The 19,828-nt window shown below is 56.8% G+C and carries 18 protein-coding genes and 1 tRNA gene; 4 read left to right on the forward strand and 15 right to left on the reverse strand.

The window, feature by feature from the left end; genetic code table 11:
- Nucleotides 1–194: hypothetical protein (locus tag HMPREF1494_RS11665; RefSeq protein WP_231495310.1), on the forward strand; the 194-nt coding region annotated here is incomplete at its 5' end.
- A 20-nt stretch (nt 195–214) separates the two neighbouring features.
- Here the strand turns inward: HMPREF1494_RS11665 and HMPREF1494_RS03905 are convergent.
- The 10 genes from HMPREF1494_RS03905 to HMPREF1494_RS03950 all read right to left on the reverse strand — a co-directional run bounded on the left by HMPREF1494_RS03905 (nt 215) and on the right by HMPREF1494_RS03950 (nt 9,133).
- Nucleotides 215–288: transfer RNA gene (locus tag HMPREF1494_RS03905), tRNA-Lys, on the reverse strand.
- A gap of 349 nt (nt 289–637) precedes the next feature.
- Entirely contained in the window at nt 638–1,084 is a 447-nt protein-coding gene (gene rplI, locus HMPREF1494_RS03910) for a 50S ribosomal protein L9 (protein WP_034519776.1), read from the reverse strand.
- A gap of 19 nt (nt 1,085–1,103) precedes the next feature.
- The gene (gene rpsR / locus HMPREF1494_RS03915; RefSeq protein WP_003838589.1) at nt 1,104–1,352 is read right to left on the reverse strand and encodes a 30S ribosomal protein S18; all 249 of its coding nucleotides are present in this window, start codon (nt 1,350–1,352) and stop codon (nt 1,104–1,106) included.
- 38 nt (nt 1,353–1,390) lie between these two features.
- Complete coding sequence (locus tag HMPREF1494_RS03920; protein WP_034519778.1) at nt 1,391–2,047, reverse strand: single-stranded DNA-binding protein; 657 nt, start codon at nt 2,045–2,047, stop codon at nt 1,391–1,393.
- A gap of 44 nt (nt 2,048–2,091) precedes the next feature.
- Entirely contained in the window at nt 2,092–2,379 is a 288-nt protein-coding gene (gene rpsF / locus HMPREF1494_RS03925) for a 30S ribosomal protein S6 (protein ID WP_003838587.1), read from the reverse strand.
- A gap of 256 nt (nt 2,380–2,635) precedes the next feature.
- Entirely contained in the window at nt 2,636–3,649 is a 1,014-nt protein-coding gene (locus tag HMPREF1494_RS03930; protein WP_003843297.1) for a ribose-phosphate diphosphokinase, read from the reverse strand.
- A gap of 543 nt (nt 3,650–4,192) precedes the next feature.
- The gene (locus tag HMPREF1494_RS03935) at nt 4,193–5,170 is read right to left on the reverse strand and encodes a ribokinase (protein WP_034519782.1); all 978 of its coding nucleotides are present in this window, start codon (nt 5,168–5,170) and stop codon (nt 4,193–4,195) included.
- A gap of 147 nt (nt 5,171–5,317) precedes the next feature.
- Nucleotides 5,318–6,763, reverse strand: a complete 1,446-nt coding sequence (locus tag HMPREF1494_RS03940; RefSeq protein ID WP_034519785.1) for an MFS transporter — start codon at nt 6,761–6,763, stop codon at nt 5,318–5,320.
- 67 nt (nt 6,764–6,830) lie between these two features.
- Nucleotides 6,831–7,787: a nucleoside hydrolase gene (locus tag HMPREF1494_RS03945; RefSeq protein ID WP_003844490.1), complete on the reverse strand. Its 957-nt coding sequence runs from the start codon at nt 7,785–7,787 to the stop codon at nt 6,831–6,833.
- Nucleotides 7,788–8,050: 263 nt separating this feature from the next.
- Nucleotides 8,051–9,133, reverse strand: a complete 1,083-nt coding sequence (locus tag HMPREF1494_RS03950; protein WP_034519787.1) for a LacI family DNA-binding transcriptional regulator — start codon at nt 9,131–9,133, stop codon at nt 8,051–8,053.
- Nucleotides 9,134–9,430: 297 nt separating this feature from the next.
- Here HMPREF1494_RS03950 and HMPREF1494_RS03955 point away from each other — a divergent pair, with 297 nt between their 5' ends.
- On the forward strand, nt 9,431–9,898 hold the full coding sequence (locus HMPREF1494_RS03955) for a hypothetical protein (protein ID WP_034519792.1): 468 nt from the start codon (nt 9,431–9,433) through the stop codon (nt 9,896–9,898).
- Nucleotides 9,899–10,164: 266 nt separating this feature from the next.
- On the opposite strand, the gene HMPREF1494_RS03960 is transcribed toward HMPREF1494_RS03955, so the two are convergent.
- Nucleotides 10,165–11,973, reverse strand: a complete 1,809-nt coding sequence (locus HMPREF1494_RS03960) for a DUF4012 domain-containing protein (protein WP_034519795.1) — start codon at nt 11,971–11,973, stop codon at nt 10,165–10,167.
- Nucleotides 11,974–12,151: 178 nt separating this feature from the next.
- Complete coding sequence (locus tag HMPREF1494_RS03965) at nt 12,152–13,243, reverse strand: acyltransferase (protein WP_034519798.1); 1,092 nt, start codon at nt 13,241–13,243, stop codon at nt 12,152–12,154.
- Nucleotides 13,244–13,271: 28 nt separating this feature from the next.
- Here HMPREF1494_RS03965 and HMPREF1494_RS03970 point away from each other — a divergent pair, with 28 nt between their 5' ends.
- Nucleotides 13,272–14,210, forward strand: a complete 939-nt coding sequence (locus tag HMPREF1494_RS03970; RefSeq protein ID WP_034519801.1) for a glycosyltransferase — start codon at nt 13,272–13,274, stop codon at nt 14,208–14,210.
- Between the two features lie 14 nt (nt 14,211–14,224).
- Here the strand turns inward: HMPREF1494_RS03970 and HMPREF1494_RS03975 are convergent, their stop codons facing one another.
- The 3 genes from HMPREF1494_RS03975 to HMPREF1494_RS03985 are packed head-to-tail and all read right to left on the reverse strand — an operon-like array spanning nt 14,225 to nt 17,937.
- Nucleotides 14,225–15,208 carry a glycosyltransferase gene (locus tag HMPREF1494_RS03975; RefSeq protein ID WP_034519804.1) on the reverse strand — a complete coding sequence of 328 codons (984 nt, stop codon included), beginning with the start codon at nt 15,206–15,208 and terminating at the stop codon, nt 14,225–14,227.
- Between the two features lie 15 nt (nt 15,209–15,223).
- On the reverse strand, nt 15,224–16,159 hold the full coding sequence (locus HMPREF1494_RS03980) for a glycosyltransferase family 2 protein (protein WP_034519806.1): 936 nt from the start codon (nt 16,157–16,159) through the stop codon (nt 15,224–15,226).
- Nucleotides 16,156–17,937, reverse strand: a complete 1,782-nt coding sequence (locus HMPREF1494_RS03985; protein WP_231495311.1) for a glycosyltransferase — start codon at nt 17,935–17,937, stop codon at nt 16,156–16,158. The genes HMPREF1494_RS03980 and HMPREF1494_RS03985 overlap by 4 nt, the downstream gene beginning before the upstream one ends.
- A gap of 97 nt (nt 17,938–18,034) precedes the next feature.
- On the opposite strand from HMPREF1494_RS03985, the gene HMPREF1494_RS03990 reads away from it, so the two are divergent.
- Nucleotides 18,035–19,702: a sialate O-acetylesterase gene (locus HMPREF1494_RS03990; RefSeq protein WP_196336258.1), complete on the forward strand. Its 1,668-nt coding sequence runs from the start codon at nt 18,035–18,037 to the stop codon at nt 19,700–19,702.
- The last annotated feature ends 126 nt before the right edge of the window (nt 19,703–19,828 follow it).

The raw sequence follows: 19,828 nt of genomic DNA on the forward strand, positions 1-19,828 counted from the left end.
CCGCCAATCATCACGGCACCCGCGCAGATCGTCATGAGGATATGTTCAACGATGCTCAAATCGCATGCTCCTTTGATGGGTTTGCATGCCGAGGATGGAGTGTTGAAGGCACACATCCCGAAACACTCTCCGCAAGCGTGAACACCAAGATCAAGCCAAGACCAATGGAAAACAAAGAAACCCTTGGAACCTAACGATTCCAAGGGTTTTGCTGTGCCCCCTCAGGGATTCGAACCCTGGACACGCTGATTAAGAGTCAGCTGCTCTAACCAACTGAGCTAAAGGGGCGTTGGTCTGGCGAGGTTTTGTTCTCGCTGAGCACGAGAAGTAAATATACTCAGATTCGAATCAAATGCAACTCACGGCGTGTCGCGGACATAAAACCGCGAAATTCCAGTGATTATCGGCAATTTCGCCGTGACGGATAATCTCGCAAGTTTCATGGATGAAACCGCCTCTACCGGTCCCCCGACTTCATCAATTACAATTTCTCCACAAATTAGGTGTTGACCCTAATGAGAATCCCCCTACGCCACAACGGTGCAGGGGGATTCTTGATGCTTAAGCTCAGACGTGCAGTCTGAAGTCATTCACCGCGGTCGGACACTCGTCCGGATCGCAGCGAATGGGACCGAAATCACTCAGCGACGACCTTCACGAAGAAGGAAGCGGTGATTTCCGGATGCAGAGCGACGGTCGCCGGGAAGTCACCGGTGGTCTTGATCGGCTCAACGGTGATGTTCTTCGGGTTGACCTCGACCTTGGAAGACAGCGCAATGGCGATCTTCTCGGCGGAGATGCCACCGAACAGCTTGCCGGATTCGGAGACCTTGGCAGCGATTTCGACGGTGGTACCCTCGATCAGTTCCTTGGCGGCAACGGCCTCTTCACGGGTGGCGACGGCCTTAGCCAGACGAGCGCGCTTCATGGCCTCGATCTGAGAGGCGGCACCCTTGGTCCAGGCGAAGCCCAGGCCCTGCGGGAGCAGGTAGTTACGAGCGTAACCAGCCTTGACGGTCACGACATCGCCCGGGTGACCCAGGTTAGCGACGGACTTGGTAAGAATAACCTTAGTTTCAGCCATTGTTCAAACCTCTCTAAGATCAGCGGCCGGAAGTGGCGTACGGCAGCAGAGCCATCTCGCGGGCGTTCTTGATCGCCTTCGAGATCTTGCGCTGTTCCTGCACGGTCACACCGGTGATACGACGGGAGCGGATCTTACCGCGATCGGAAATGAACTTGCGCAGCAGGGCGACGTCCTTGTAATCGATCTCGGTGATCTTGGCAGCCTTCAGTGGATTCGGCTTCTTCTTAAACGGCTTGACCGGCGGCTGCGGCCTCTTGCGTGACATCTTGATGTTCTCCTTACAATCTGGGATTGCTTTTCAGCTTAGAATTCCGGCTCGCCGTCATTGCCTCCGAATTCGGAGGAGCTGGCACCGAAAGATCCGAAGGACGCGGCGGAGGAATCCGCGTTGCCCCACGGGTCGGAAGCCGGTGCTGCGGCAGGTGCGGCGTTGGCGGGAGCGGAGGCCCCACCCTGATAGCCCGCGCCACCGGAATATCCGGCACCGCCCTGGTAGCCGCCGGCGTTGCCGCCGAAGCCACCATTGTTGTTCGCATAGCCTCCGTTGTTACCGGTGAAGCCATTGCCGCCACGATTGCCGGCATAGCCACTGGCACTGGAAGTACGCGTAACCTGGGCGGTTGCGTAACGCAGGGACGGGCCGATTTCATCGACCTGCATCTCAACGACGGTACGCTGGGAACCATCCTGCGCTTGGTAGGAACGCTGCTGCAGACGACCCTGTGCGATTACGCGCATGCCCTTCGACAGGCTCTGCGCACAATGCTCGGCCATGTCGCGCCACGCGGAGCAGCGCATGAACAGGGCCTGACCGTCTTCGAACTGGTTCGAATTACGGTTCCAAGTGCGCGGAGTGGAGGCAATCGTGAAGCTGGCCACGGATGCGCCGTTGCCAGTGGTACGGATTTCAGGATCAGCCGTGAGGTTACCCACCACGGTGATAATCGTTTCGCCTGCCATGACGTTACCTACTTACTTATGCAGCTTGAAAAGCTTGGAATTACTTACTTGCGAAGAATCTTCGTGCGGATGACGGATTCGTTCAGGTTCAGCAGACGATCGAGTTCGTCGCTGGTGGCCGGCTCGGCGGAGTAGTTGACCACGACGTAGTTGCCTTCGGTCTTGTCGGCGATTTCGTAGGCAAGCTTACGACGGCCCCAGATGTCGATGTTCTCGACGGCACCGCCTTCCTTGGTGACGAGTTCCAGATACTGCTCGGTCAGCTTCTTCAGACCACGCTCATCCAGCTCAGGATCGGCAATGAACATCAGTTCGTACTTATGCGCAGACATCACCCACCTCCTTCGGACTATCGGCCATGGACTTTCCATGGCAGGAGTGTGTATGCGTACTGCCTTCACGCATCTATATATAAGGTATAAAGATACAATTCAGACAACCTGTTCAGCATATCCCGACACCCAGACGAGTTCTTTCCGTTCACTCTCTCGGCGAAGGGGCCCGCACCCAAGTCCGCCGTCAATCAAAAAGCCCCGCCGCATGGGCGAGGCTCCATTATACGAATCGTACATTCACGAATCACGCAGATCACGCATAGATATTGCGTGGGCGCATATCATCAGGCAATCCATTGAGCAACGTGGAGACCGAACCGGATTCGAACACGGAACGGATGCCGGCGGCCAGCAATGGCGCGGCAGACAGTACGGTCATGTTCGGCAGACGCTTCTCTTCCGGAACCGGCACGGTGTCCGTAAGCACGATTTCCCTGGCACCGCAATCGCGCAGGCGTTCCACGGCCGGGCCGGAAAGCAGGCCGTGCGTGGCGACCAAGGTCACCGACTTCGCGCCGGCTTCGCGCAGAGTGCGCACGGCCTCGCAGATGGTGCCGGCGGTGTCGATGATGTCATCGACGACCACGCATTCGCGCCCTTCGACCTCTCCGATGATGCCGTGCGCCACCGCATGATTAGGACGCGTGGTGTCGCGGGTCTTGTGGATGAATGCGAGCGGCAGACCGCCGAGTTTGGCGGCCCACTGTTCGGAAACCTTGATGCGGCCGGCGTCCGGGGACACGATGGTGGTGTTTTCCAATGGCATGTTGTTACGCACGTAGTCGAGCAGCACCGGCATGGCGGTGAGATGGTCGACCGGACCGTCGAAGAAACCCTGTTCCTGGGCGGCATGCAGGTCGACCGTCATGATGCGGTCAGCGCCGGCGGCCTGGAACAGGTCAAAGATAAGCCGTGCGGTGATGGGTTCGCGCCCCTGGTGCTTCTTGTCCTGACGAGAGTAACCGAGGAACGGCGCGACCACGGTGATGGAACGGGCGGAAGCGCGCTTCAGCGCATCGACCATGATGAGCTGTTCCATAATCCACTTGTTGATCGGCACGGTGTGTGCCTGCATCACGAACACGTCGGCGCCGCGCACCGGCTCGGTGTAGCGCACGTACATCTCTCCGTTGGCGAAATCGTATGAGGTGGTCTCGAGCACGTGGGTGCCAAGGTACTTCGCGGTTTCCTCGGCTTGTTCGGGGTACGCACGACCCGTCACCAACGCCAGTTTTTTATCCGGGGTGCCTTCGAGAATCGCCGACATGCTTCGCCTTCCAATATACGGGTGCGTGAAATTAAGCCAAACTCAAATATAACAATGCGGGTGCCCACGCCGCGCGGAAACGATTCGGCCCGTCACGCGGTCTTCAAAGATACGGATGCCGTGAGGGTGAATCATTTGCGATCGTCACCCGGCTCAAGAAGGGAAGATGCCTCACCGCAAGAACGTCATATCGTCTCAGGAAGATACGGGTCGAATGCGCACTTAGGTTGCGCACAGTCACACAAGAAATTCCTGATACTGCAATGACGGCCATCCTTCCGTCCGGATTGGACCGCGCACGATCGGATAAAAAAAGACCTTTTCGAAGATAGTGCGTTCAGATTCCGTGCCGCATGGACTCAATTCACGTCTCAGACGACTTATCCATACCCTCTTACTTTACGATTGCCTTCAGTATGCGGCCTCATGGAGTCATTGAGGGGAACATGAAAAGCACGATTTGCCAAAACAGCCGTCTTGACAAATCGTGCTTGCACATCCAATTTCACCGAACCGCACCGCCGCGATGCCGGCCGTCTCGGACTACTCGGCGAATGCCTCGCGAATCTGCGCGGCATTGCCATAAGAAGCCTGCGCACCGTAACCCGTGGCCGCATAGGCGGACACATACGCGGCAAGTTGCGCGGACTCGGACAGTGACATGCCGGAGGCGAGACCGGCTAGCACGGTACCCATGAAGGAATCGCCGCAACCGGTGGTGTCGACGGCCTTCACGCGAACCGGTGCAATGCGCTGAATCGGCTCTTCCGCGGTGGTATCGAGCACCACGGAACCGTCGCCTCCCAATGTCACGATCGCCTGATCAAAACCGAACGACCGCATTTCGTCCAGAACATGGCCCCAGTCGAAAGCGTCCCAGTCATCATCCTCAGGCTCGTCAATGCCGAGCAACTGCGCCATCTCATGCTCATTGACGAGCAGGATGTCGGAGGCTGCCACCAGTTCCGCAGGCAGCGACGGCGTGAACGGCGAATCGTTGAGCAGCACCTTCACACCCGCCTCATGGCAGATGCGCGCGGCGGCGGTCACCGTCTCGATCGGACTTTCGAGGCACAAGCCGAGCACGGAAGAACGCACCAGCGCCTCGCGTACGGATTCCACATAATCCACGGTCACCTGTGCGTTGGAGCCCGGAGAATACACGATGGTGTTCTCGCCGGCCGCGTCCACGGTGATTACGGTGGTTCCGCTCGGACCGAGCACGCGGCGCACATGCGTGGTGTTCACACCGGCCTCGGCCAGAGCGCCGAGCAGGAATTCGGCATTGCTGTCGGAGCCAACCGCGCCGAACATCTGCACGGTGGCGCCGATTCGCGCGGCCGCAGCGGCTTGATTGCCTGATTTACCACCCGGCAGCAGCTGCAACGGGCCACCGGTGATGGTCTCCCCCGGCCCCGGCAGTCGTTGCGCGGTAACGGTGTAGTCCGCGTTCATGGAGCCGATCACCGACACCGTGCCGTGAATTCGATCCAATGCAGAGAGCACTTCGATCGCGCCCATCCTTGTCTCCTTAAAATGTTGTGTTCCGATGATTGTCAATTATCGAAGATTCAGATTACCGGCGGGCGGTTCATTCATCCGATACCGCCCACCGTCCGTGAAACATTCCGTGAAAACTTACTGTTCGACCTGTTCGGCCTATTCGGCCTATTCGGCTTTTCCGGCCTGTTCGGTTTCCAGCGCATGATTGCCTTCGTAGATCTTCTTCTTGAACACGAAGAACACGATTAGGCCCAGCAACGCGGTGACGGAGCCGATAAGCAGCAGATTGGAGAAGCCTGCGGCATCGCCGGTGGTGCCGACGATGGAGGAGCCGGCCATCGCGTTGGAGCCGAGCAGGCTGCCGATGATGGCGATGCCGATGGACGGCGAGACGTTCATGGCCAGATCGTTCATGCCCACGCCACGGCCGGACTCATCCTTTTCGATGGTGCCCAGCACGGTGGAGACGACCGGCGAGTACATCAGACCACAGCCGGCGTAGAACACGCAGGCGAACAGGGTGAGCACCAGGAAGCCGGAATTCACGCAGAACGCGGCACCCGTCCATCCGACGAACATCAGCGTACCAGCGGTCACGAGTCCCGCCCTGATGCCGATCTTACCGACGATGAGTCCGGAGCAAGTGCCCACGACGGCGGCGACCACGTACGCCCACACGATGTATAGCGACACCTGCGTGGTGGTCATACCGTACAGCTTGGTGCCGATGGCGTTGAAGATGGGCGACAGTGCGTAGTTCACGAAGTAGAACACGAGGATCAGGCTGATCGCACGTAGCCAGCGGGTGTTCTTGAAGAACGCCGGGGTGATGAACGGGTTGGAGGCCTTGTTGATGTACACGCCGAACGCCGCGTACAACAGTACGGACACCACGAGCATCCACCATGCCATGTACGAGAAGAACAGGGTCAGGAACGCGGTTGCGAAGCCGAAGATCACGAAGCCGAGCGCGTCGACCTTCTGGCCGTTGCCGCTCTTGGCCGGCAGGGTCTTGAGCAGGATCGGCAGGAACAGAATGGTCACCGCCGGAATCAGGAACAGATACTGCCATGCGATGGAGCTCAACATACCCGCCGCAAACACGCCGATGGATGCGGACAGCTGATATGCGGCGGTGAACAGGCCGAAGAAAATCACCTTCAGATCATTGCGCAGATATTTGGTCGCGACCACCAGGAAGGCGGAGCCCGCCACCTGTTCGCCGGCGGTCTGCAGCACTCGTGCGATGATGACGGTCCACAGATTGGCGGCAAAGAAGAAGTTGGCGATGAAGCCGAACAGCGACCCCACGAACAGGGTGATAAGACCGACCGTCACGAGGCGACGCAGGGAGACGAAGTCACCCAGAGAACCGTAGATGAAGCACACGATGCCAAGCACGATGCTCGGGAACGCGGTGATCAGGGAGGCTTGGTTCGGCGCGCCAACATCGGCGCCGACCTGCTGGAACACAAGGTTGAAGCCCTGCAGGCACAGGGTGCCGAGTACGAAGGTGATGAGCAGCGGAATCAGGGCACGGATGGCCATCTTGTTGCTGGTGACCGGATCGTCGAACGGATCGGCGGATGCGTTTGCATTGTTATGAGTCATATGATCGACTACTTTCAAATTTCACATTCAATAGGGAAACGGAACGCGCAATCTAGGGCGCGCAACCTTATTTCGCGCCCTTGGCAAGCCCGGAAATACGCGTCATGAACTCGTTCAGGAACCTCGGCACATCCACGCCCACGGCCACCTTCATGGTCTTGTTCGCATCGTTGAGTCTGGTTTCGTCGCCGATGGTACGGCCACGGGTCGGGCCGTCCACATCGACCTTCATGTTGATGTCGAGCATGGTCACGAGCGTCGGATCGACCGCCACGCCCACGGCGAGCGGATCATGCAGGCCGCAACCGCCAAGATGCGGTGCGGTGGTCTCGTAGGCCTTGATGTAGTAGTCGGTCATGTCGGCCAGGAACGTACCGGCCTTGGTGCCGAGCTCACGCCACTGCTGGGTTTCCTTGTAGGTGAGCAGGGTTTGCAGGGTCACGTCGAGGCCGATCATGGTCACGGGTGCGCCGGAACGGAACAGACGGTCGGCTGCGTCTGGATCCTGTGAAATATTGGCTTCGGTCCACGCGTTCACGTTGCCTGGAACGGTCAGAGCACCGCCCATAAGTACGATTTCGCCGATTTCATCCTTGATTTCCGGCGCCTTGTCGAGTGCGGCCGCGATGTTGGTCATCGGACCGGTAGGTACGTAGACGAGGTCCTTGCCGTACGTTTTGACGGCGTCGATGATGAAGTCGACTGCGGATTCGGTTTCGACGGAGCGGTTGGAGTCGGGAATGGTCACGTCGCCGATGCCGTTTTCGCCGTGGATGAACGCAGAGATCGGCAGTACGTCGAAATGGTCGGTGGTGCTGGAGTGCGGCAGTCCTTGGTAGACCTTGACTTCCGGATGTCCGAGCAGGTCGGTTACGGCCAGAGCGTTGCGAACGCCCTGTTCGACGAGCACGTTGCCGTAGGTGCCGGTGATGCCGATGAGTTCGATCTCCGGGCTTCCTAAGGCGTAGGAGATGGCCAGAGCGTCGTCAACACCGGTATCCAAATCCAGAATCAGTTTTTTCATGGTTATGCCTTTCCTCATTGACGGACTGACGACGGTCCGCCACCACACGTCCCATTGTCGTCAGCTTTGTTGCATAAAAAGCAGCGAGTACATTCTCGATTTGCTGTTGGATTCATGATAAAGCGTTTTATCAAGAGAGTCAAAACACTCACATATCTGCGTGTCGCTGTTTGTCCCACCGCTGGAACCAGCCTCATCTGTCACGATTTCGGCGTCGACGCCTACAGGATGGCGCAATCCGCCGGAAGGAAGGAGCTATGCGTCTAGGCGCAGGCGGCCTGAACCAGTTTCGGAGTGAGCAGCTGGACTCGCGGATGGCGCAGCCAAGGGCGTTCGCCTCCGTCTTCAGCACTCACGGAGTCGGAATCATTCCCGTCTTTTGCGCCGGTGCGGCCAATCGCGGCGTCGATGCGGACGGAGAGCATCCGCCAACAGGCTTCCGCCAGATCGGTGACGCTTTGCTCGACGGTGGTCATGTGCAGGCCAAGGCCGAATCTCTTGAGGATATTGTCGTAGCCGATCACCTGCATGTCCTGCGTCACCTGCAGTCCACGCTCGGCAAGGCGCTGGCGGAATCCCAAGGCCATCACATCGTTGCAGCAGAACACTGCCGTGGCACCGCCGTCGATAATTCGATCGGCAGCATGATATCCGCTGTCGAAACGGTAGTCACCCGCAACGCACAGTGCGGGATCGAAACGCTCCCCCGCCTGTTCGATGGCATCCACGAAACCACGTTTGCGATCAAGCGCGCTCGATTCCGCGACATCGCCCGTCACGATGCCGATATGACGGTGCCCGCCTTCCAACAGGTACCGTGCGGCGAGACGGCCGCCCACATAGTTGTCGAATCCGACGGCATCGCACCAGCCGTTCTGTACGAGGCGGTCGATGAGCACCACCGGACAGGCCACCTGCTCCACGTCGGCTCGCAGCTCGTCTTCGGCGGCACAGGACTCGCGCGCGGGAATCAGCATCATGCCGTCGACACCTCGGGAGGCAAGTCGGACCATCAGATCATGTTCGGTGGCACGCGAATCGTCGGAATTAGCCACAATCAACGAATAGCCCTGTGCGGCGCACTCATCTTCCACGCATTTCGACAGTGCGGCGAAAAACAGGTTTTCGATGTCGGGCACGATCAGCGCCACGAGTTTCGACTGTTTGGTCACCAGGCTGCGCGCACTCTGGTTAGGCACGTAATGCAGTTCTTTGGCCGCCTTGGCGATAAGCTCGCGCTTCTCCTTCGACACGCGTGCCGGACGTCCGTTAAGCACCAGCGACACGGTGGTCACCGACACTCCCGCCGCCCGCGCCACGTCTTTCAGCGTTGCACGCCGTGCCATACAGCCCCCTTAGAACATCGTTCCTTCTAGCATAAAATCATCATGGACCGCAACGCGCTGTGCCGATATTCACTTGCGTACCGTACGTCGGCATGGCACCGTACCGATCGGACACGGCGGCCCGTAGCGCCACCCGAACCATGCAAACCTCTTCGCGAAGTCACATGCCGCAACTATTCCTCTCACAGAGGAAAAACACGAAGTCATTTTCTCAGTAAGCGATTTTCTCATGGATTTTTTGTATGCTCATCAAGTCTCGTTGGAATTCACAAGCAACAAGATAGAGGGAAAGAAACTGTGAAGATCGAAAAAAGCAATGCCAAATCAAGGCGCGTGATTGCCGCAATCGCCATAGTGGCGGTTATCGCGATCATATTAACCGTCGCCGTGACCATCATCATCGGCAATCAGCGAGAACTGACGCAAGCCGCCAGCGACACCTGCAAGTTGAACGCGAAGACGCTGACCGTGCATCAAGACAGCTTCAAAGAGGCGCAGTCCGAAGCCAAACAAGCCGCAAAACTGACGGTCGACGATGTTGCGAACGGTTCCACATTGGAAACGCTCAAGGATGCGATGAAGCTTGCTGACGCCGTCGACGATGCGCCGACCTGCCCAGCCAAGGGCAATGCGGATGATTTCACCAAGGCCACCAACGACATCAAAGACTACGCCGACAACCTGCGCAATATCACCAATGAGCTTGATTCCGCGGTCAAGGCCGTTCTCGCCTCACAGGAAATGAAGCTCGATTCCGCCAAATAGCCGCCTTCCGCTGACGACCTTCCAACCGCAATCGTCCTACCGCGGAACGTACGGAAGATGGTCTGATGGATGCACCAGTTATTGGCGGCACCGTCGCCGCCAATGGCGGCATAGGCCAATGCCACAGCCAGACACCCGGCAAACTTCTTCCAATGGCTTAAAGCCCGCCCAGGCTCTGCAGTTGGAGCCGGTCTCCGCCATGATTCCCTGGCATAACTGTGAACAAGCTCACGTCAGCCGTTAATCGCAGAACCGTATAGCGGAGTCTACTTCTTAATCTCGCAGGATGGTTTCCCATAGTCAACACCTGTTTCGACCCAGCCCATCGGCGTCTGATCAAGTTTGAGATCTTCCTTGGCCTTCGGAGAGGTGGTCACGTCGAAGTCGAACGTCGCATTCTGTCCGTAGGCAATGTTCGCAACGGTATAGATCATGCTATTGCCCTTGAAATCGCCCCGCTTTGGGTTATCAATCTGGGCACTGCCACCTACGGTAAGGTTGGAGATGGAACCACCCGCAGGCGCATAGAACAATATCTTATCGATGCTGTGGCCACGCAAATCACCGCCACCGAGAATGTAGGCGGGGCCATTCGTGTAATCCTCATAGGGCAGAACATTCTCCAAAGTGACTGTTACATGGTAGGTCTGGGAACCATCTTGATTGCATGAGGTGCGCGTAATCCGCGTATTGCGGTGCAGGTACCAATCCATCTTCGAAAAGTTGAGCTGGTTGAAATACATGCCGAATTCCGGCTTCTCCTCATCGGAAGGAATACCGTTCGTCAGACCTATATCGGAGAGGACCTTGTTCTCATCCTCATGGAAGCTCACAAAGCTTACATGTCGGCCGTCCGCCATTGGGGAGACGAGCTTGGCAATGGACATGAGCTTGCTGACATCCAGATTCTTGAACGTAGCGTCTATCACATTGGAAGCCACATATTGGAAGTACTCATCCTGGTAAGCGGTGTCCACATCCTTGTAGATGTCGTTAAGCAGGAACTGGGCGGTATTGTCACCGGTCAGCAGCGGACCGTCTGGAATCTGCACGTTACCATTCAGCTTCACCAGTGCCTGGATGAACACCGGATCGATGGACATCACGCCATCCACATTGGTGGAGTGGCTGGACCGCTGCCAAATGGTGGCAATGTTCTTCGCCACGTTATTGAAGTCCGGGTCCACCTCCTGATCTCGAATATCGAAGGACAACGGGAAAAACGCCTTATCGGAATCCGTATAGACCTCTGAATCCGCACCTTCGAACTCGGTATTCGGGTAGAAGTCGCCCATCTGGAACGAACCGTTATTGGTGGTCATGCTGCCCAGTGAGCCACCCAGACCGCCCGAAGAACGGGATTCCGAAGTAGTGGCCGCAAAGACCAGATAAGTACGCTGACCATCCTGGCCCAGGAGATTCGGTAGAACGGAAAATATCTCGTTGCCCTGATTCAATTTAGCGGCAATATCAGCGAACTGATCCAGCGCCTGATTATACGCATTCCTCACCAACCCGATATGCGGGGTCGGCAGGTTTTCCATCTTCTTATACTGCTGCTGAACTTGCGTATTCACCGTATTCATGGCGTTCTTGATATCCAATATCGGTTGTATGTTGACTTGATTGTCACCGGCACTCAAATCAGCATTCGTCACCGCGGTCAACATATCGGAAACCTTTGGTAACGTCTTCGAAGCAAGGTCATCCACCACTTCCGTCATGCCCTGCACGGTGCGGATGTCATCGCCACACACCGGCACCATGGCCGCCAGCTTCCACAAACCGCCATGCGCGATGGTACGAGCGGCGCCGGTATGCTGCCGCATCGACTTGATTGCTCTCTGCAGTGTGTTCGAATCCGTCGTATTCGTAATATCCTCGAACGGCTTCATCGTTTCCACGGCGGCAACCTCATGGTCCTTGACCTGCAGTGCCTGTTTGTAAAGCTTGTAGCCGGCCATACCGCATACCGCACCCAGTACGACGAACGACACGAAGACCCCCAGCAGCACCCATGGCCACTTCTTACGCTGGCTAGACCGTGCCGTGGCATGGATTGCGTTATGTTTCATAGTCGACAACTCCGATTCGTCTACTTACGATCTCTCATACGGCTTGAATTCCCTATTTCAAAAGCCGTTAACAACACCCTATCGCCATGTGACATTACATTTACGTCACCGCTTGAAATAACGATATCCGCTATTGAAGACCAAGTTCTCCACATAGCCCCACGCCGAGGGAATCGGGTCACTTCATCAGAAACAGCCATTTAGCGGCAAGGGGGTATCGAGACGCCAACCATACCACTGCGTACGAGATGATAAACGCAACGGCCATGATGCACGCATACAGCGCCCATCCATGCACAGGCAGTGGCGCATACTTCATGAACAGCACTACGGGGTAATGCAACACATACATGCCATACGAACATACGGCCACACTGCGCACAGGCCGGTACAGGGCATTCGGAATACGCCTACCGCGCAACGCCCGTACCACGGCAAGGAACAGCATGCACCCACCCAACACCACCGGTGTGAACGCCAGACTGGACTGGAAACCATCTGCATGCAGATTCGACCATGCGGCGGAAACGCACAATACCGCGAGCGCCGCCACCATACCCGCATACACCGCAACCGGTGCGGTTCGCATGCCGAAGCCTTGACGCACCATGTAGCCGAACACCATATAGAGCAGGAATCGCGGTTCCGTAATGCCGAACATATCCAAAGCGCTGACGACCCGGAACGCATTGCCTTGCAATGCCATAATCTGATTCACGCTCGGCAACACCGAGTAGCACACGAACAGGCAGGCCAGTACCGCATAGGCATACGGTTCCAAGCCACGTTCCCGAACGGCGTGCAGCAGCAACGCCAGCAACGGTACTAGCAGGTACGCGCCTACGATGGCCTGCATGTACCAGAGATGGCCCATTGGCGCAGGTCCTATGAACAGCGCCGATTTCACATAGTCGGCAACGGTCACGCCGCCAGCGCCAATGTATTGCACTACCGCGAGCGCAAGATCGAATATCTCATATGAGACGATCAGCGGCAGCAGATTGCGTTTGAAGAAGGTGAGGGTCCGCTCTTTCGTATAGTCACGGTCCAACAGCAGGTAGCCGCTGATCATCAGGAACAGCGGTACGCCCAGCGTGGATAGTCCTATGGCGCAGGAGGCGGCGATCTGGTTGCCGGTGAGACCGGACAGGTCTTGGCCGTTGACCTGCGCGATGGCGGCGCGTAGCGAATGGATGCTCAGTACGCAGAGCAAGGCCAGCGTGCGCAGCACGTCGATGCTTTGCACCCGACTCGTCTCGTTTGCAGCCATTCAAGCTCCTTCATGCAACTTCACGGTCATGATTTACGATAGCGTAGTGACCATTCAACAGCATGACCAGCTTCCGCAGTTCTCCCTGCTTATGTCAGTGTATGCCAATGATTCGCTGCCACAGGTCGAGAGGGCGATTGCCTCCGCCACGGTCGAGCAGTCGCTGCCGCCTACGCAGATCGTGATCATACGGGATGGTCGGGTGCCGGATGATATCGCACGATTCCTGCAGGGATTGCCCGAAACCGTTGCCGATTGGTTCAGCCGTTCCGGCGTCTCCTCGAGGCCTCGCCCTGAAGTGACCGTGGTACCGCTGGAAGTCAATCAGGGTCTTGCGCATGCGTTGAATGAAGGTTTGCGGCGGTGTCGTTACGATGTGGTGGCCCGTGCCGATAGCGATGACATCTCCTTGCCTGAACGTTTCGCTACGATGATGCCGTTGTTCGCCGCCGACCGTGCGCCGGCCATCGATATTGCCGGCAGTGCCATTCAGGAGTTCTCAGGCGGAGAAAATCGTAACGGTCAGGTGCGTACGCTCCCCCGTGAAGGCGCGGCATTGGAACGTTTCGCCCGCATGCAGTCGCCATTGCACCACCCGAGTGTGGTGTTCCGCAAGTCCGTGGTGCTGGCCGCCGGCGGATATCCGGAGCATGTCGGCCGTTTCGAGGATTACATGCTGTGGGAGCAACTCATGCTGCGCCATGCTCGCTTCTACAACGTACCGGAGGCGTTAGTGCTGTACCGCGTGGACGCCGGCGCATACCAGCGTCGTGGAGGTTTGGGCATGTTCCGTGACGAACTGCAATTGCAGCTGAAGTTCCTGCACGACGGCTTCGTGAGTCTTCCGCAGTTCCTGCGCAATGTGCTGGTGCGAGCCGTCTACCGGCTGCTGCCGACCGGCTTCAGAAAATCCTGCTATCACCTGCTGGTCGCCGTACGCAACAGGTTGACCGGTGATCGCAAGTAGACATTCTGTAATGTTCAGCCTTCGATTGCCGTGATGCGCCGCGCGATCCGCGGCACGTCGGCGAATAGTTCGGCGTTGGTTTGCGGATCGGTATGCCAGCCGTCATGCCAGCCGCGTTTGAAGCAGTCGACGATTACCTCCCTGTTGCCGGAACGCAGATAGGTGAGCGCCCAGCGACGGGCGGTTTTCAACAGGAATTCGGCGAGTTCCACCGCCGTAAAGTTGCTGCGGGACAGGCGGAACAGCCATAGTTTGTTGCGCACCTCATTGTAGAAGCGTTGGCCCGGATCGGCGTCGCTGGAACCGAACACCTTGGTCTTGTGCACCACCTCACTGGCGGGCACGTAGTAGCCGATGCCATGCTTGAGCAGGGCCGTGGTGAATTCGAAGTCGTCATTCCACAGAAAATAGGCGCTGCGTGGCAGCTTGTTGAGTCCCACGATCGCACCGGCGTTGATCAGGCAGGAGACGAACGACAGCGAACGTGCCTGGTAGGCGCCCTCCCCCGCCATGCCGTCAAGCGTTTTCGCGCCCTTGCGCACCCATGTGCGCGGCCGCGGCTTGTTCATCAGGTGCTCACGGCCGTCGACCCACAGTGCTTTGGACCCAAGTATGGTGGGTAGGGCGTGATTCACGTCCAGTGACTCCTGAGCCGCTTGGAGCAGGTTCTCCAGTGCGGTGGGCGTCGGTATGGTGTCATCGTCCATGATCCACACGTAGTGGGCGGTGCCATGATCGGCGGCGACGGCTTTCGGGTCGACCGCTTCGGCTATGCCCGCGCAGAATCCACCGGCTCCGCCGACATTACGCGGCAGGGCAATCACATCGGCGTCGATCGGATGTTCGTGCGCCACCTGGAGCGCATGGTCGGTGCTGGCGTTGTCGACCACGATCACGCGGTCGGCCGGACGGGTCTGGACCGCAAGGCCGTCAAGACATTCGCCCAGCAATTGTTCACGGTTATAAGACACCACCACGGCAGTAACGTTGAATCGCATGGGTTACGAACTTCCCTATCGGTTTATCGGGCACTTCTGAGGATAGTCGATTTTCGGATTGAAGGACCATGCCTCCAGCATCTTCCTGTACATTTTACGGCGCAACGGTCCAGCTACGTTGCCACGATGCATGGTACGGCATACGGTTGCGCAAAATATCAGATATTTGGCAACGCCTTCGTGATGCAGATGGTACGAAGCCTCGTTACGTATGCCGTATGAGAACTTCCATTCATTCTTTTCGTTGATCATGGTGAAATTGACACCTTTATTGGCACCCATATCATGCAGTACCACACTGCTAAGTACCTGTACGCCCGGGCAGGCGCGCGTGATACGCAGAGTGTACTCCGCATCATCGAACCAAATAAAATATTCCTTATAGGGCAGTCCGAAGTTCTCCATGACCCAGCGTGGAATCAGTACGGAGACGAATGAGCATCTAGTCACCATGATCAAATCGAGCCCTTTGGCTTTCAGACGTCCCCAATCCCATGTAGGAATCGGATTATTCATCTCAGAAATGGTGCCATCGATATATTTCACCATGGAGCAAGCGAACGGTACATCTGGGCCAAGCTCAGAGACCGCGCTATCATAGCCCTCGATGAGTTTTTCCAAGGCGCTCGGTTCCGGATAACCGTCATCGTCGAAGATCCAAGTAAAATCCGCACCCAACTCATAGGCACGACGCATGCCTGCGGAAAAACCACCCGCACCACCTTCGTTCTTCTCCAAGGTAACGATATCGAGCTGCACAACATCGGCAAGCGAGAACGACCTTGCATACTCCTGCAGATAATCCGCGGTACCATCGGTCGCAGCATTGTTGACAATGATGAGTTGTGCAGGTAATTGAGTCTGCGTCTCAAGGGAAGACAGAACCGTCTTCAGCTTGTCAAGTCGGTTATAGGTAACGACGACAGCCGCCACTTTCCTTGCTTCTGTCATTGGTCGTGCCACTCCTTCAGCATCTTCTTGAAGTATGCATCCGCGGATTCCATCTGCGAGAATTTTTGCAGCCGTGCAAGCTCACTCTCCCACAGTTTCCTACGATTCTCTTCGTTATTGACGATATGGGACAGTATGGATTTCGTATCGCGTACGAATTGCGGAGTCATGCGACGGCACAGTCCCTGAGGCGGAATCAGCGTTTCCTGTGAACCCACATTTGCGGAAAGCACCGGTATGCCGGCACTGATTGCCTCAATGCTGGTAAGAGTAATGCCTTCATTAACGGATGAAATCAGCAACGCATCGGTCTCCTGATAGGTCTGTGCCACAGGCACGCCCATGCCCCGACGCTCCACTACATTTTCCAAACCGTAACGTTTCAGCAGCCTGTCCGCAAAAGCATCCATATTGCCGCTGCCCTGCATAATGAAACGGAATTCGCCAGGATAGGCATCATTCACCGCTTTTGCGGCGAGGATGAACGCGTCTGGCCTCTTCTGCCGAACCACACGTCCCACATAGGCAACAGTAAACGGCTTGGACTTATCCCGGCTCTTGAACTTCGAAGCTTTCGCATCCGCTGTCAGACCTATCAAAGGTGCATCCACCACTTTTACAGGGGCAACATGGTGGTAGTCAACCATCCAATGCTTAAGTTGAGGGGAGATAACATGATGAAGGTCAATCCACTCGTCATGGGCCACGGATTCTTTCGGATAACCGCCACGGAAATAGTATTCCACGATATGCAGCGAGTCGATCACCTGAGTTTGCGGGAAATGTGACTTAACCCACCAAAGATTGTCGTACATCCATTGGCAATGGTGAATCAGAATGCCTGGAATATTAAATTGCTCGAAGAGAGCACGCAATAAGGGGGAGTCACCGGGACGCTCCTGCAGCGGTAGGGTCATCGGCAATAAAAGCGCATCATCAAATACGGGATTGGTAATCCATGGTTGGTGTCCATCACAATCGGTAACGATGATAGGCAGGAACCCCGCCTCCCTCACCAACTTTACGGTTTCCAATGCCCAACGTTCGGCACCGCCCGCTTGGAACCAGTGCATGGCGACTATGATCGCTCGAGGTGCGTTCACAGCGGCATGACCGGGCGTGATCTCCACCCAAGGATGCACGTTGTCGTCATTGTCATTGGCAGCTTCCGCCGTACGAGAAAGCGCCTTACCAACAGGCCTTCTGCCAATCCGTTCGCACCATATGCGTTCGCCCTCTCGAAATATATCGAAGTAATTCGGAGCTGCTTCTTCAAAAGATTTATATAATTTTACTAATCTGCGGCCTTCAGGACGATTTAATTCCACATCCTTGTCCGTAGCCTCATCCGGAGTGAGCAGAATATGCCGCACACCACGGTCCACGACCTGTCGATCGTCACTATCGAAATAGTGAGGCGAGAAATTCGTCTGCGCCTCCGAGGTGGAAGTCGCCGTCACCGTCATGAAAGACACCAAATCCATCCGCTCGGTAAGCGTACCATCCAATGTGGTGAGATCGGTAAGCTTCGGATACTGCCACTTCTCCCCCATATACAGCTTATATATGAGTTTCCGCTTGGGCTGAATCAGTGAATTGTAGTCCATTGCGCCATAGACCAATCGACGAAGGCGCTCACTTAATTGCTGAAGTTTCCATTCATCCTCAAGTTCCACACGGAAAAAATGTCGCATATGCGGAATCATATCTGATATGTCTAGAGGGAAACAAATTGCCCGCATATCACGAATGTTTCCGTTCAGGACAACGAAAATCAACCGGTCTCATATTTCCCTGCACGATCCGCACCGACTATGGTGTTTCAAAGTATGCTCTGATACAAGAAAATGGCTGGTGAAGGTAAAAGGAACCCATATGAACCGAAAGAGGCTGATTCGAGGAACGATCGCGGCCGTGCTCACGACTATGGTAATTATGGCGATCATCGTAGGCTGCATGCCGAAGTGGGGGAATGGCTCCGCGATGCATTCGGCGAAAGGTGCCGCTCAATCTTCATCCGCGACTTCCCAAGCACAGCACATATCCGTGACCCTGCCGTCATACTATGCCGAAAACATGGTCTTCCAGCGCGGCAAGCCGCTGGTCATCCAAGGCACGGCCACCGCCACAAGCGGTGACGCCGGCGGCAACGCCATCGACCAGTCCAAACTGTCCGCAACGCTCACGCGGGGCAAGACGACCGTGAACGCGACCGTGAACGTCAGGAACAGCGGGGCGTTCACATGCACGATGAAATCGTTGCAGGGCGGGCTCAAACCATACCGTCTCACCATCGCATACAACGGCAAGACCGTGTTCAGCCTGGCGAAAGTGTATGTGGGAGACGTGTTCGTAGCGGCCGGACAGTCGAATATGGAACTCAACTACACGCAGTACTACTCGTCCGGAGGCGACTCCAACTGGAATTGGGGCGGCGGACTCATCTCGCGTGGCGATCTGCCGAAACTGCTCACCGATGCGAACGTGCATTTCGTGGTGGCCGAGCATAGCGTCGACAACACCGACTTCCCGCTGATCGACGCCAACAAGACCTCCGGCTGGCTTACTGCGGATAGCACCAATTCGCAACATCTCAGTTACCTGGCACAGCAGTTCGCAATGCAGTTGCGCGCCAAAAGAACCAACATACCGATCGGCATCATCCAGACCTCATGGGGTGGTACCGCAATCAGCCGCCACGTACAGGGCGGCGACATCTACGCGAACCACATCGCGCCGCTGACCGGCTTCCGCGTGGCGGGCGTGCTGTGGTATCAAGGCTGCAATGACGCCTCGACGCTCAGCACCTCCCTGGACAACGAATCGCAGATGACCGCGCTGATCAACCAGTATCGCAAGGTGTTCGGCGAAAGCACCCTGCCATTCCTGTATGTGCAACTTGCGCGATGGTCAGGCTACCAGTACATGCAGAACGTACGTCAGGGGCAGCTGCGCACGCTTGACAACGCGAATCTGCGCAACAGCACGAACGTGGCCATGACGGTCTCCATCGACACCGACAAAGGCACGTCGAAGGTGATCCATCCGCTCGGCAAAGACATTCTCGGCGCACGCATGGCCGCACAGTACGAGGCCATGGTCGCCGGCGAGAGCGTGCCGTCCGGGCCGATTATCGAATCGGCGACGCGCAGCGCCGACAAGTCCGCGATCACACTGTCGTTCAAAGACGGCACTGCCGACAAACTGCGATCCATGAAGCCGAACTATTCGAAAAGCGCCACGGCGAGTGCGCCGGACTATACCAAAACCCCGAATGCCACACCACTGGACGGCATTGCGAACGTGGCCTCCCCCACCGGCGATGCACTGCAAGGCTTCGAAGTGGCCGACAACAGCGGCAACTGGACGTCGGCCACGGCCACGATCAAAGGCAATCAGGTGTCGCTCACCTCCACCACGGCAGCCATGGCCGACATGACGCAGGTGCGCTATCTGTGGAGCGGCAATCCCGACTGCTCGAGCATCCTCTACAACGGCGACACCCTCCCGGCCAGCCCGTTCACGGTCGCGGTGCGCAATTAGTCCGTAATTAGTCATTTGCCGCACTCCCATCGGTTTTGCGGCGAGGAAAATGCTCCTAGTATGTCGCAAGGGGAGCATTGCGCCGTTTGTTGTGCGCGAACAGGTCCGTAACCGTATAGAGAGGCA

Origin of the sequence: Bifidobacterium sp. MSTE12 (assembly GCF_000513015.1) — a bacterium.
Taxonomy (GTDB): domain Bacteria; phylum Actinomycetota; class Actinomycetes; order Actinomycetales; family Bifidobacteriaceae; genus Bifidobacterium; species Bifidobacterium dentium.